The sequence below is a fragment of the Streptomyces sp. NPDC049887 genome (assembly GCF_040656535.1).
Classification (GTDB): domain Bacteria; phylum Actinomycetota; class Actinomycetes; order Streptomycetales; family Streptomycetaceae; genus Streptomyces.
Genome location: NZ_JBFAMM010000006.1, coordinates 207,679 through 221,107 on the forward strand (window position 1 = coordinate 207,679; position 13,429 = coordinate 221,107).

General features: G+C 73.6%; 10 protein-coding genes. 5 read left to right on the plus strand and 5 right to left on the minus strand.

The genetic code is table 11. The features are described from left to right. Positions 1-248: 248 nt before the first annotated feature. From AB0J10_RS10150 to AB0J10_RS10160, 3 genes are all read right to left on the minus strand, one after another. Positions 249-2,108: a glycoside hydrolase family 15 protein gene (locus tag AB0J10_RS10150; protein WP_363059774.1), complete on the minus strand. Its 1,860-nt coding sequence runs from the start codon at positions 2,106-2,108 to the stop codon at positions 249-251. A gap of 280 nt (positions 2,109-2,388) precedes the next feature. Continuing rightward, positions 2,389-2,853 (minus strand): hypothetical protein, encoded by a 465-nt coding sequence (locus tag AB0J10_RS10155; protein WP_363059776.1) that lies wholly within the window; start codon positions 2,851-2,853, stop codon positions 2,389-2,391. A 432-nt stretch (positions 2,854-3,285) separates the two neighbouring features. After that, complete coding sequence (locus AB0J10_RS10160) at positions 3,286-4,041, minus strand: SDR family oxidoreductase (RefSeq protein WP_363059778.1); 756 nt, start codon at positions 4,039-4,041, stop codon at positions 3,286-3,288. A gap of 134 nt (positions 4,042-4,175) precedes the next feature. Here AB0J10_RS10160 and AB0J10_RS10165 point away from each other — a divergent pair, with 134 nt between their 5' ends. Beyond that, positions 4,176-5,807 carry an alkaline phosphatase D family protein gene (locus tag AB0J10_RS10165; protein ID WP_363059780.1) on the plus strand — a complete coding sequence of 544 codons (1,632 nt, stop codon included), beginning with the start codon at positions 4,176-4,178 and terminating at the stop codon, positions 5,805-5,807. A gap of 449 nt (positions 5,808-6,256) precedes the next feature. Further along, complete coding sequence (locus tag AB0J10_RS10170; RefSeq protein WP_363059782.1) at positions 6,257-7,687, plus strand: multidrug effflux MFS transporter; 1,431 nt, start codon at positions 6,257-6,259, stop codon at positions 7,685-7,687. A 228-nt stretch (positions 7,688-7,915) separates the two neighbouring features. On the opposite strand, the gene AB0J10_RS10175 is transcribed toward AB0J10_RS10170, so the two are convergent. After that, positions 7,916-9,271 (minus strand): hypothetical protein, encoded by a 1,356-nt coding sequence (locus tag AB0J10_RS10175; RefSeq protein WP_363059784.1) that lies wholly within the window; start codon positions 9,269-9,271, stop codon positions 7,916-7,918. Between the two features lie 338 nt (positions 9,272-9,609). Between AB0J10_RS10175 and AB0J10_RS10180 the strand changes: the two genes are divergently transcribed. Further along, positions 9,610-10,599, plus strand: coding sequence for a small ribosomal subunit Rsm22 family protein (locus tag AB0J10_RS10180; protein WP_363059786.1), 990 nt, complete (start codon positions 9,610-9,612; stop codon positions 10,597-10,599). Positions 10,600-10,683: 84 nt separating this feature from the next. Here AB0J10_RS10180 and ddaH read toward each other — a convergent pair whose 3' ends face one another. Then, positions 10,684-11,547: a dimethylargininase gene (gene ddaH / locus AB0J10_RS10185; protein WP_363059788.1), complete on the minus strand. Its 864-nt coding sequence runs from the start codon at positions 11,545-11,547 to the stop codon at positions 10,684-10,686. 112 nt (positions 11,548-11,659) lie between these two features. Between ddaH and AB0J10_RS10190 the strand changes: the two genes are divergently transcribed. Further along, positions 11,660-12,265 carry a TetR/AcrR family transcriptional regulator gene (locus AB0J10_RS10190; RefSeq protein WP_363059790.1) on the plus strand — a complete coding sequence of 202 codons (606 nt, stop codon included), beginning with the start codon at positions 11,660-11,662 and terminating at the stop codon, positions 12,263-12,265. Between the two features lie 173 nt (positions 12,266-12,438). Continuing rightward, a complete protein-coding gene (locus tag AB0J10_RS10195; protein WP_363059792.1) occupies positions 12,439-13,212 on the plus strand; it encodes a bifunctional DNA primase/polymerase in 774 nt (257 codons plus the stop codon). Positions 13,213-13,429: the final 217 nt, after the last annotated feature.

The window sequence follows — 13,429 nt, forward strand, 5'->3', positions numbered from 1 at the left end:
CATGGCGGTGAACGGGCAGGTGGACACCCCGGTGGACATCAGGGTCGACGAACTTGCTGAAGCGACGTCGGCTGATCATGAGCAGGGTCACACGCATTTGCGGGACATCGCGGACGAGGCGGGCGTACGTGCGCACAAGGGACGGCCGACGACATCGAGCAGTGGTGCTCGAGATCCCGCTGTCGGGTGCGGGTGGGATGGCGGGCCGCTCACACCCCGTCCGAGCCGCCACCCCGGGGCCCACGCGCTCACCCCAGTGCACGGTCCAGGTTGAACGCCGCGCTGATCAGCGCGAGATGGGTGAACGCCTGCGGGAAGTTGCCGTTCTGCTCGCCCGTGCGGCCGATCTCCTCCGCGTACAGGCCGAGGTGGTTGGCGTACGTGAGCATCTTCTCGAAGGCCAGCCGGGCCTCGTCCGGACGGCCGGCACGGACCAGGGCCTCCACGTACCAGAAGGAGCAGATGGAGAAAGTGCCCTCCTCGCCGCGCAGCCCGTCCGGGCTGGCCTGCGGGTCGTAGCGGTAGACCAGGGAGTCCGAGACCAGTTCCTCGCCGAGCGCGTCCAGGGTCGTGAGCCACTTCGGGTCGGTCGGGGAGATGAACTTCGCCAGCGGCATCATCAGCAGGGCCGCGTCGAGGACGCTGTCGTCCTCGTGCTGCACGAAGGTGTGGCGCTCGGCCGACCAGCCGCGCTGCATGATCCGCCGGTAGATCGCGTCGCGGACGCCGCCCCAGCGCGCCATGTCCGCTGGCAGCCCCCGGCGGCGGGCGATGCGCATGGCGCGCTCGATCGCGACCCAGCACATCAGCCGGGAGTACAGGAAGCACTTGCGTCCGCCGCGCGTCTCCCAGATGCCCTCGTCGGGCTGGTCCCAGTTCGCGCAGACCCATTCGACGATGCCGCAGACGTGGTCCCACTGCTCGCTGGAGATCGGCTCGCCCCACTTGTCGTAGAGGTAGATCGAGTCGATGAGCGCGCCGTAGATGTCGAGCTGGAGCTGGTCCACCGCGTCGTTGCCGACGCGGACGGGGGAGGAGGCCAGGTACCCCTCGAGATGGCGCAGTTCGCGCTCCGGCAGCTCACGGCGGCCGTCGATCCCGTACATGATCTGCAGGGGACCTCCGTCGCCGCACGTGACGCAGACGTGCTCGGTCAGGAACCGCATGAACGCCTGAGCCTCGTCGGTGAAGCCCAGCCGGAGCAGGGCGTAGACGCAGAAGGCCGCGTCGCGGACCCAGACGTAGCGGTAGTCCCAGTTGCGCTCGCCGCCGATCTGTTCGGGCAGGCTCGTCGTGGGCGCGGCCACGATGGCGCCGGTGGGGGCGTAGGTGAGCAGCTTGAGCGTCAGAGCCGAGCGGTGCACCATCTCGCGCCAGCGGCCGCGGTAGCGCGAGGTGGAGAGCCAGCGCCGCCAGTAGCGCACCGTGGCCCCGAACGCCTCCTCGGCCGTGGCGGTGGGGCATGCCCGCGGCACGACGCCGCTGCCGAGCCGGTCGAGTGCGAAGACGGCCGTCTCCCCCTCGTGCAGTTTGAACAGCGACCACACGTCCCGGCCGTCGGTCTCGACCGGAACGCTGGAGGTGAGCGAGAGGCTCAGTGAGGGCGACTCGAAGACCGGATAGTCGCCCTCGATGCGGACGGTGTGGGTCTGGCAGCCGTAGTCGAAGCGCGGCGCGACCATGACCCGGAACGGCAGCGAGCCGCGGACGCAGATGACCCGGCGGATCAGCCGGTGCCGGTCGGCCTCCCGCGAGTCGTCGGCGACCGGCATGAAGTCCTGGATCTCACCGACTCCGTCCTCCGCGAAGAAGCGCGTGATGAGCACGTTCGTGTCGGGGAAGTAGAACTGCTTCGTCCGGGCCGGTACGTCCGGTGCCAGCTCGAAGCGGCCGCCCTTCTCGGCGTCGAGGATCGACGCGAAGACACTGGGTGCGTCGAAGCGGCCGCAGCAGTACCAGTCGATCGTGCCGTTGGTCCCGACGAGGGCGGCACTGCGCAGGTCACCGATCAGTCCGTGTTCGGAGATCGGCAGGTACCGGGGGGTCCCGGGGCCCCCGTGCGCGCCCGCTCGGCGGGCCGCCTCGTAGGCCGGCGCCTCAGCAGTCACAGGTCGGTCCTCCCTCTGCCTCGCGGCAAATGCGCCCGTACCTCGCATTTCATGGTAGGTCGACTTGCGGAGGCGGGCGCCGGGAGCACGCCCGGGAGCACGCCCGGGTGCCCGCCGGAGCCGGAGCCGGAGCCGGGGTCCGGGTCCTGGGAGCCGGGCGGGCCGGGAGCGCCGGGAGGTTCCGGGGGCGGCGTCCGGGGACGCCGCCCCCGGGCGGTGTCACCGTCGGTGGAGTGGCGGTGACACCGTGCTTCGAGGTGGCCGGCGGGTGGCGTGTGCGTCAGAAGACGAACGGGCCGGGGTCCTGCGGCGAGGTGGCGTTGCAGGTCGCGGTGATGCCGAAGACGACGATCTGGAGGGACGCCGCCTCGAGGCTGTCTCCCGCGGCGACCGTGCCGTTCAGCGGGCCGGTGGAGACCGCGCCGCCGGCCGGGATCGCCGGGTTGGCGCTGCCGGTGAACGTCGTCGTGCCGGAGCCGTTCCTGGTCAGAGTGAGGGTTGAGCGGACGGAGTTGGCGGAGAGGGGGAAGGGCGAGGTGACGGCGGAGGTGGACAGGGTGATGGTGGCCGCGGTGCCGTCCTGGGTGGCCGTGAGCGAGGCCTCGCCGGATCCGAGCGAGCCGCAGTCGAACGACAGGGTCGCCGTCGTGGGCTCGACCGCGAGCGCTGCCGGGGCCAGGGCGAGGGCGCCGACGGCCGTCGCGGCGAGCAGGGCCGTGCCGGTGCCGAGTGCGCGGTGCTTCATCGGGGGTCCCGCCTTCGTGTGTGGGGGTCACGGATGGCGTCGCCGACCGCCGCTGCCTGCGTGGGCACCGGCCCCGGTGGAGGGGGCTGATGGGCAGTCAGGGACGGTTGTCATTGGGGCAGGAACTCCCGGAGAAGGCAAGGGTGCCGACCGAGATTGTTGGCATGCGTCGGTCAATTCCGGCCGTTCGGGCGGACGCGCGGAGGCTCTGGTTCCGGGAGGAGGCCGAGGCGTCGGCGGAAGTTGCGGACCCGGCCGGGATTCCCGTCCTGAGCGTTGGGGCGCTTGAGGGTGACGCGCCACGAGTGGCGCAAGGTGCGAGGCACCGGCCGTGGTCCCGGTCGCCGTCGGGACGACCGCGCCCGCCCCACCCGTACACCGCGGGCCGTCGGTCCGCCCGTCCCGACGCCCCACGCGGCGCGACCGGGCCAGTCAGCCGCGGCCGATGTACGGCATCGTCGTGGACATCACCGTGGCGAACTGCACGTTCGCCTCCAGGGGCAACTCCGCCATGTGCAGCACCGTCCGGGCCACGTCGTCCACGTCCATGACCGGCTCGGGGGCGGTGCGGCCGTCTGCCTGGAGGACGCCGGTCTCCATTCGGGCCGTCATCTCCGTGGCCGCGTTGCCGATGTCGATCTGGCCGCAGGCGATGCGATAGGGGCGGCCGTCCAGGGAAAGCGACTTGGTGAGCCCGGTGACGGCGTGCTTCGTCGCCGTGTACGCCACCGAGTGCGGACGCGGCGCGTGCGCGGAGATGGAGCCGTTGTTGATGATGCGGCCGCCCTGCGGGTCCTGGTCCTTCATCACCCGGAACGCGGCCTGGGCGCACAGGAACGACCCCGTCAGATTGACGTCCACCACATGACGCCACGCCTCGTGGGGGAGGTCCTCGAGGTGCACCCCGCCGGGGCCGAACGTGCCCGCGTTGTTGAAGAGCAGGTCCACCCGGCCGAAACGCTCCCGCGTCGCGGTGAAGAGCGCCGTGACGGCGTCCGGGGACGTGATGTCCGTCGGGACGCAGAGCACGTCCGCCCCGCCGGCCAGTGAGGCCGTCTCCGCCAGCGCGTCCGCCCGCCGGCCCGCCAGCGCCAGCGACCAGCCCGCGCCGGCGAACGCCAGGGCGACGCTGCGCCCGATGCCCGAGCCGGCGCCCGTGACCACCGCACTTCTCCGTTCTGCGTTCATGGCGCCGCAGCGTACGGCAGAGGGACCTCCGGGGTTCTCATCCGTCCGACACGCGGATGTTGTGTACCGGACAATCCGCGGACGCCGGGTCCCGCTCAAATGCGGAGTGACAACGTCCGCAAGGGGAGGGCCAGATGACATCCGTACACCTGCACTCGGACGAACTCCGCGCCGTTGCCCGGCACGTGGGCCGCCGCCGCTTCCTGACCGTCACCGGAGCCGCAGCGGCGCTCGCCTTCGCCGTGAACCTGCCCGCGGCCGGCACCGCGGCCGCCGCCGAACTGGACACCGGGAAGCTCACCGAGGACCCGTTCACGCTCGGCGTGGCGTCCGGGGACCCGCTGCCCGGTTCCGTACTGCTGTGGACGCGCCTCGCGCCCCGCCCGTACGAGCCCGGCGGCGGGCTGCCCCCCGCCCGGATCCGGGTCGGCTGGGAGATCGCCCACGACGCCCGGTTCACCCGCGTCGCCAGACGCGGACAGGCCACCGCCCACCCCGAGTTCGACCACACCGTCCACGTGGACGTCACCGGACTCGACCCCGATCGCGTCTACCACTACCGCTTCCGCGCGGGCCGCTGGATCAGCCCCGTCGGACGCACCCGCACAGCGCCCCGTGCCGGTGCCCGGATCGCCGAGCTGAGGCTCGCGGCCGTCTCCTGCCAGGCGTACCACGACGGGTACTTCACCGCGTACCGGCACCTCGCCGGGGAGGACCTGGACGCCGTCCTCCACCTCGGCGACTACCTCTACGAGTACCCCGTCAACGCCGTGGGCGGCGCCCGCAACCACACCGACCGGCTCCTGCCCGCCCACTTCAACCGCGAGACCGTCACCCTGGAGGACTACCGGCTGCGCTACGCGCTCTACCGCAGCGACCCGGACCTCGCCGCCGCGCACGCCGCCCATCCCTTCGTCGTCACCTGGGACGACCACGAGACCGAGAACAACTACGCGGGGGAGACGCCCGAGAACGACGTCCCGCCGGAGGAGTTCCTGCTGCGCCGCGCCGCCGCGTACCGCGCCTACTGGGAGAACCAGCCGCTGCGCAGGCCGCAGCGGCCGGCCGGCCCGGACATGCGGCTCTACCGCCGGCTGCGATTCGGCCGCCTCGCCCAGTTCGACGTGCTCGACACCCGTCAGTACCGCTCCGACCAGGCGTACGGCGACGGCTGGCAGACCCCCGGGCCCGAGTCCGAGGACCCGGCGCGCACCATGACGGGCGAGACCCAGGAGCGCTGGCTGCTCGACGGCTGGCGGGCCTCGGACGCCGTCTGGAACGTGGTGCCCCAGCAGGTCACGTTCGCCCGGCGGCGCAACCTCCCCACGCCCGACTTCAAGCTCTCGATGGACTCCTGGGACGGCTACCCGGCTTCCCGGCAGCGGGTCCTCGACGGTGCCGAGGCCGCCGGCATCGACAACCTCGTCGTCCTCACCGGCGATGTCCACGTCGGTTACGCGTTCGACCTGAAGAAGGACTTCGACGACCCGTCCTCGCGAACGGTCGGCACGGAGTTCGTCGCCACGTCCGTCAGCAGCGGCAAGGACGGCGCCGAGAAGCCCGCCAACTGGGACAACCTCACCCGGGCCAACCCGCACATGAGGTTCTACAACGGCCGCCGCGGCTATGTGAAGGTCACACTGACCACCGAGCTCGCCCGTGCGGACTTCCGTACGGTCTCCGCGGTGACGACCCCGGGCGCGCCGGTCACCACGGCCGCGTCCTTCGTCACCGAGGCCGGCGACCCCGGGCTCGAGCCGGTGTGACCGGGGCGGCCACGGCCACCCCGGGAGGGGCGGGCCCGCGCGCCTGAGGGACGCGGGCCCGTGTTCCCGCCCGCCGGCGGGAAGTCCTTCCGGGGCCCCCGACTCCCCACCCTGGCGAAGGCCCGCGCAGCCGGTTGGACGGCCTCCGCGACGCCTCCGCGTCCGGCGGCGCGTCGGTGTTACGCCGTGAGCGCCGCCGCGATCCCGCCGTCACCGGCGCACCTCACCGCACCGCGTCACCTGTACGCATCCCTCGGACCCGGACCCGGACCCGGACCCGGACCCGGCCCCGGCCCCGGCCCCGGCCCCCGCCCGGTCCCCGGTCCCGTTGGTTCCCCGGTTCTCGGCGCCGGTCCTGCGTTCCGTTCCCGCCGGTGCCCGGGAACCGGCCGCGACCACTCCGGACGGACTGAGAGCATATGGGGCGACGACCAGGACAGGAGCTGTTGATGCCGGAGAGCGGGCCGACCACCCCAGAGCACATATCCCCCGCCGCGTCCGGCCCGTTGCCGGCCCCGGCTTCGTCCCCGGCTTCGTCCCCGGCCCCGGTTTCCTCTCCGGCGGCGGCCCCCTCCCCGTCCCGGGCCGCGGTGCCCGCCGCGGTCGCGGCCGCACGCCGGGCCGGTCTGCTCGTCACACTGGTCCTCGGCGGGCTCACCGCGCTCCCGCCGCTATCCATGGACATGTACCTCCCGGCGCTTCCCGAGGTCACCGGGGATCTCCGCGCGCCCGCCGCCACCATCCAGCTCACCCTCACCGCCTGCCTCGCAGGTATGGCCCTCGGCCAGCTCGTCGTCGGCCCGATGAGCGACAGATGGGGCCGACGCCGTCCGCTGCTCGTGGGTATGGCGGTGTACGTGGCCGCCACCGCGGCCTGTGCCCTCGCGACCGGCGTCGAGATGCTGATCGCCTTCCGGCTGCTCCAGGGACTGGCGGGGGCGGCCGGGATCGTCATCGCCAGGGCCGTCGTGCGCGACCTCTACGACGGCGTGGAGATGGCCCGTTTCTTCTCGACGCTGATGCTGGTCTCCGGGGTGGCCCCGATCGTGGCACCGCTCGTCGGCGCCCAGGTCCTCCGCGTCACCGACTGGCGGGGCGTCTTCCACGTCCTCGCCGGGATCGGCGTACTGCTCACCCTCGTCGTGGCGAAGTGGCTGCACGAGACGCTGCCTCCGGAGCGGCGCCACAGCGGCGGCGTGGGCCATGCCCTGAGCACCATGCGCGCGCTGGTCGCCGACCGGGTCTTCACCGGCTACACGCTGGCGGGCGGTCTCGCCTTCGCCGCGCTGTTCGCCTACATCTCGGCCTCCCCGTTCGTGGTCCAGAGCCTCTACGGCGCCTCGCCCCAGACGTTCGGGTTGCTCTTCGCCGTCAACTCCATCGGCCTGGTCGCGGTGGGGCAGGTCAACGGCAAGCTGCTGGTGGGCCGGGTCAGCCTGGACAAGGTCCTGGGCTTCGGGCTCGCCGTGATCGCGCTGTCGGCCCTCGCGCTGCTGCTGGTCACCGCCGGCGTCTTCGGTGAGAGAGGACTCCTTCCCGTGGCCGCCGGGCTCTTCGTCCTGATGTCGGCGATGGGCGTCACCCTGCCGAACACGAACGCCCAGGCCCTGATGCGCGCACCGCACGCCGCCGGATCGGCGTCGGCGTTGCTCGGCACGTCCTCCTTCCTCGTCGGGGCGATCGCCTCCCCGCTCGTCGGGATCGCGGGCGAGGCGACGGCGGTGCCGATGGCCGTCGTCCAACTGGTGTGCGCGCTGGGTGCGGTGGGCTGCTTCCTGGGTCTGTGCCGACCGTGGCGGGCGCGGGGGCCCCAGGACGCGGCGGTACGGCCGACGGCCGACGAGACGGCTGAGGCGGACGAGGCCCGCCGGTCCGCGTAGCGAGGCGACGTAGCGGCGGGGCGTGGCGACGCGGTGGCCAGGGGCTCGGGACGGACCGGTGCGATGGGCGGGGCCCGTGGGATCAGCGGGGCCGGTCGAGACGGGTTCGCGGGGCAGGGACGCAGGCACGGGTACTCGGGCACGGGCCCGGCGGTACGGACCCGAAGGCAGGGGGCCCGGGGCACAGGGGCAGCCGCGCCGCCCCGATCTCGGCGCCCCTCCGCGAGGTCAGGGGGCCGGGGCGGGGCGGTCCGCGCGCACGTAGCCGATCAGGTGCAGCCGGTCCCGGTTGTCCGTCCACCGGAAGACGCCGACGCCCGAGGCTTCCGCCGTGGGCAGTCGGACGCTGCGGGGAAGCGGCTCGGCCACGCCCTTCGCGAGGTCCACGACGTGCGGCGCCCCGACGCCGGCCAGCGCCTCGGCGGGGCCGCGGGCGTCGGTCGCCCCGTAGGCGATTCCCGCGTCCGTGACCGTCGTCAGCGTCAGCGGACGCGTGCCGTCCGGCTCCTCGAAGCAGCGGCCGATGCGCTTCTCCAGGTCGAAGGCGAGGTTCCCGGCGGCGAGGTAGCGCAGCCGGGGGGAGAGCACGGCCTGCGGGTACGTGCCCGGCTCGATCGCCGGCTTGTGGCACTCGGCCGCCACCAGCGGCCGGCCCGACGCGGCGTCGTGCACCGCCCAGAGGTCGCGCGTGGTGGCCGCCTCGGTGCCCTTCGCCTTCTGCCAGCGTACGAGCAGTCGCCCGGAGACCAGGGACACCGGTGCCCCGTTCGCCCGGTCCGCGCCGCGCGGCGCGACGTTCCGGCTGAACCAGCCGTCGCGTACCCAGAACTCCCGGGCCCCGCGCACCAGCAGGCCCTTCGCCGTCACCCCCTGGACCGCTGTGAGCTGCCGGCAGGTGGCGCAGCCCTTCGGCGGGCGCAGGGCCTCGGGCGGGACCACGGACACCTCGCCGCTGTCGGGGTCCACGACCGCGCTGCGCGCGCCGCCGTCGCCGATGAGGATGCCGGGTCCGGCCGCGGAGACGGTCGGCGCGCCGGTCCAGGGCACCTCCACCCGCCGCCGCGAGCCGTCCACCGCGTCGTAGACGTCGAGGGAGACGAAGGGGCCCGAGGGCGTGAGGGAGCCGCGGCCCGTCTTCCCGTACGACCAGACGACGAAGAACTGCCGGTCGTCCTTGGCCATGGACAGCAGCCGCGGGAAGTTCTCCGCGCCGGCGAGCGGGGTGAAGGGCTCGCTGGACCAGCCGGGGCGCCCGGTGCCGGTGTACAGCGTGCGCAGCCGGAAACGGGTGTGCTGCGCCCGTTCCAGATAGGCGATGAGCCCGGACCGGGTGGCGAGCGCGTGGTCGGGCGAGGCGTCCGGGACCTCCCAGCCCCTGGCGGTGTCGTACAAGGCGGGGACGGTGAGCTCGGTGACCGGGCCTGAGACGCGATTCTCGGGGCGTTGCGGCCCGTCGCCGCGGTCCTCGTCCTTCCCGCCTCCGCCGTCCTTCCCGCCTCCGCCGCCGCAGGTGGCGAGCAGAAGGATCATGGAGAGTACGGCGACGCCGGCCGCCAGGGCCGTGCGCACGATCCTCTGTCTCATGGTCCCCCCGACGAGCGTTGCCCGGCACAACGGCCGCCAGATTAGCAACTGGGCGTGTACGCACAGTAGTTCGTCCGAGTCCTCGTTCCGGGACTGCTCCGTACCGGCCACGGGCGTCGCCGTGCCCGGTGCCGACGGCGGAAGGCTCTCGGGCACCCGACGCCCGCACGGCGCCTCGCGGGCGTTCTCGGAGTCGCCGGGGGCCGCAGGGCACGAGGGCGCTTCTCGGCCTCGCGGAGCACCGTGCCGGAGGGCTGCCGCTCCGCTTCCTGGAGCGCCCTGCCGGACGCCGGGGGCCTCGTGGGGCGACCCCTCCGGTCGCGGCCTAGAATTCGCCGGTGGACACGACCCTCCCCGACGCCCTCGCCGGTCTCCTCGACGGACTGCCGCAGGGCCGCGCCGCCCAGGCGGTGGACCGCCTGATCGCCAGCTACCGGGGGGACACTCCGACCGACGCGCCGGTGCTGCGCGACCGCGCCGACGTGGCCGCCTACGCCGCGTACCGGATGCCCGCGACGTTCGAGGCGGTACGGTCCGCGCTCGACGCGTTCCGGGCGGCGGCGCCCGAGTGGACGCCCGCTACCCACACCGACATCGGCGGCGGTACGGGTGCGGCGAGCTGGGCGGTCGCCGACGCCTGGCCCGAGGGGGAGCACCGGACCACGGTTCTGGACTGGGCGGAGCCCGCGCTGGAGCTCGGCCGCGAGCTGGCGGCGTCCGCGGACTCGCCTGCGCTGCGGGGCGCGCGTTGGCGGCGGGCGCGGATCGGCGAGTCGATGGGGCTGGAGCCGGCGGACCTGATCACGGTCTCGTACGTGCTGAAGGAGCTCGACGAGCGGATCCGGGCGGCGGTCGTGCGCCAGGCCGCGGCGGCGGGGCGGACCGTCCTGGTCGTGGAACCCGGCACGCCGGACGGCTACGAGCGGATCATCGCGGCGCGGGACCTGCTGGTGGACGCGGGGCTGCGGGTGGCGGCGCCGTGCCCGCACAGCGGGGAGTGCCCCATCGTGCCGGGCGCGGACTGGTGCCATTTCGCGGCGCGGGTGAGCCGGTCGTCGCTCCACCGGCGGGTGAAGGGCGGCTCGCTGCCCTACGAGGACGAGAAGTTCGCCTATGTCGCCGCGACCAGGGACCCGGCGATCCCGGCGCCCTCCCGGGTGACGCGGAAGCCGCAGATCCGCAAGGGCCAGGTGCTGCTGGAGCTGTGCTCCGCCGACGGCGCCCTCCACCGCGAGACGGTCGCCAAACGCCACGGCTCCCTCTACCGCGCGGCGCGCGACACGTCCTGGGGCGCCGCCTGGCCGCCTCCGGACGCCGAGGACGCCTGAGCCGGCCGGTTGGGGCTGCCGGCGGGCGCGGGGCAGGCGGGCGCGGGGTCGGTGGGGGCGGCGGACCGCCCCCGCCTCCGGCACTCAGACGCGCAGCTCCTGAGTGCAGCACTTCACGCTGCCGCCGCCCTTCAGCAGTTCGCCCGTGTCCATCCCGATCGGTTCGAAGCCCCGTGCCCGCAGGGGGTCGAAGAGGCCCAGGGCCGCCTGCGGCAGCAGGACGTGGCGCCCGTCGCTGACCGCGTTGAGGCCGAATGCCGCCGCGTCCGCCTCGCGGGCGACGAGGGCGTCGGGGAAGAGGCGGGCGAGGACCGCGCGGCTGCCCGGGGAGAAGGCGCCGGGGTAGTACATGATCTCGTCCGTCTCGTCGTCGAGGACCGACAGCGCGGTGTCCAGGTGGTAGTAGCGCGGGTCCACCAGATCGAGCCCGATCACCGGCCGTCCGAAGAACTCCTGCGCCTCGTCGTGCGACAGCGGGCTCGATCGGAAGCCCCGGCCGGCCAGTACGAAGGTCGAGGTCACCGCGAAGTCGCCCTCGCCCTCGTTGATGTGGGCCGGCTCGTGGATCTCGGTGAATCCGTGGGCGCGGAACCACTCGAGATGGGCGTCCGCCTCCGCGGCCCGCTCGGGGAAGGCGAAGCGGGCGCCGAGCACCCGGCCGCCGACCACGGTGGCGCCGTTCGCGGCGAAGACCATGTCCGGCAGGTCCTCGCGGGGTTCGAGCAGTTCGACGGTGTGGCCGAGTGCGCGGTAGCGGTCGCGCAGGACCTCCCACTGGGTCATCGCCAGCGACAGGTCGACGGGCTTCCCGGGGTCCATCCAGGGGTTGATGGAGTACGTCACCTCGAAGTGCGTGGGTGGGCACATGAGGTAGCGGCGGGATCTGGCGTCACGAGGCAATGCGGGCTCCTCACGGACGACTGGGCGCACGGTTGTGCGTGAGGCCATGGTGCGGCCTCCGGCGCTTTCGCGCAGTGATCCGATCGGGTGGTTCATCGGACGTACGCCTGATATGAACCGAGACGATACGTATCGTCGCGGACATTGCTAGATTGGGCCCATGCCAGAGAGCAGGAAGCCCGACTCCTCGCGCCGCAGCGAGCGCTCCCGACGCGCCATCCACGAGGCCGCCCTGGCGCTCGTCGGCGAGGTCGGCTACACCCGGACGACGATCGAGGGTATCGCCGCCCGCGCGGGCGTCGGCAAGCAGACCATCTACCGCTGGTGGCCCTCCAAGGCCGCGGTCCTCCTGGAGGCCTTCCTCGACGTCGCCGAGCAGGCCGCCCAGGGCGAGCACGAACTCCCCGACACCGGGGACCTGGAGCAGGACCTGAAGCTCGTCCTGCGCGCCACCGTCGACGAACTCAACTCGCCCGTCCACGACGCCCCCGCGCGCGCCCTCGCCGCCGAGAGCGTCGTGGACCCCGCCCTCGCCGCCCAGTTCGTGGAGAGGGTCCTCGAACCGCAGCTGGAGCTGTACGTGCACCGGCTGCGCGCGGCCCAGGACGCGGGGCAGGCCGGCCCCGGCGTCGACCCCCGCATCGCCCTGGAACTGCTCGTGGGACCGCTGGCCCACCGCTGGCTGCTGCGTACCCTGCCCCTCACGCACGAGTACGCCGACAGGGTCGTCGAGTACGCCCTCCACGGCCTCGCCCCCCGCCCCTGACCCGCCTCGCCCCCGCCCCTGACCGGCCCCGTCCCCCGTCCCGACCGGCGTTTCGGCCACTCGATCGGGGGGTGCGGCCGCCCGGCGCGCCCGATGGTGGGACGATGGCACCAGTGCCGACGCGCGGCCGCACCCGCGCGAGCCGGGGCGAGCAGGGAGATGTGAGGGGATAGATGGGCGACGGCAACGGCCGCTACCGCGGCACGGAGAGCAGGCTTTCCTGGGACAACCGGCTGCCGCAGTGGCTGCGCCGCCGCTCCCGGGAGGATGCCGCCGGCGCCGCGGCCGGCCGGGCCCGGGACCGTCTGGACCAGCTCCTGGCCACCGCCGCCGCCGGACTCCCGCTCGCGCCCGCCGCGCACCCCGCGGGATACAGCTGCTCCTGTGAGCGCATCGGCTGTCCGACACCCGCCCGGCACCCCGTCTCGTTCGCCTGGCAGACCCAGTCCACGCACGATCCCGCCTCCGTCGAGCGCTGGGCGGAGGACCGGCCCGAGGCGAACTTCATCACCGCCACCGGCATGGTCCACGACGTCCTCGACGTACCGTTGGAGGCCGGCCGGGCCGCGCTGGAGCGGCTGCTCGCGGAGGGCACCGAGGTCGGTCCGGTCACCGAGTCCGGAGAAGGGCGGATGCTGTTCTTCACCGCGACCCGCGGCACGCCCGAGGACGAGGACGAGTGGTGGCCCTGCGAACTCGACTGCCACCCCGGGACGATGGACGAGCATCCGGGCCTGCGCTGGCACAGCCGCGGCAGTTATGTCCTCGTACCGCCCTCGCGGCTCCCCGGCGGTCTCGGTGTCGCCTGGGTGCGCGGTCCCGAGCATCCGCTGCCGGACCCGCTGACCCTGCTGGAGGCGCTGGCGGACGCCTGTACCAGGTACGCGGAGAAGACCGGGCAGCACGACCCGGACCACCACACGGTGGCCTGGCCGTCGAGCCGCTGAGCCGCTGCATGTCGGGCCGCCGAGCCGCTGGGTTGAGCCGTCGGGCGTAGGGCCGTCGAGTGTCGGGCCGCGCGGAACGCCCGTGCCGCGCGGAACGCCGTGCCGACGTGTTGCGCCTCCGGGCGCCCCCGAGCCGTCGCGTTTCCGCCTTCCCGCGCCGCCGGATCGGTCAGGTGCTCGGCGGTCGCGCCCGTGCCCCGCCGAGTCGCCCGGCCCT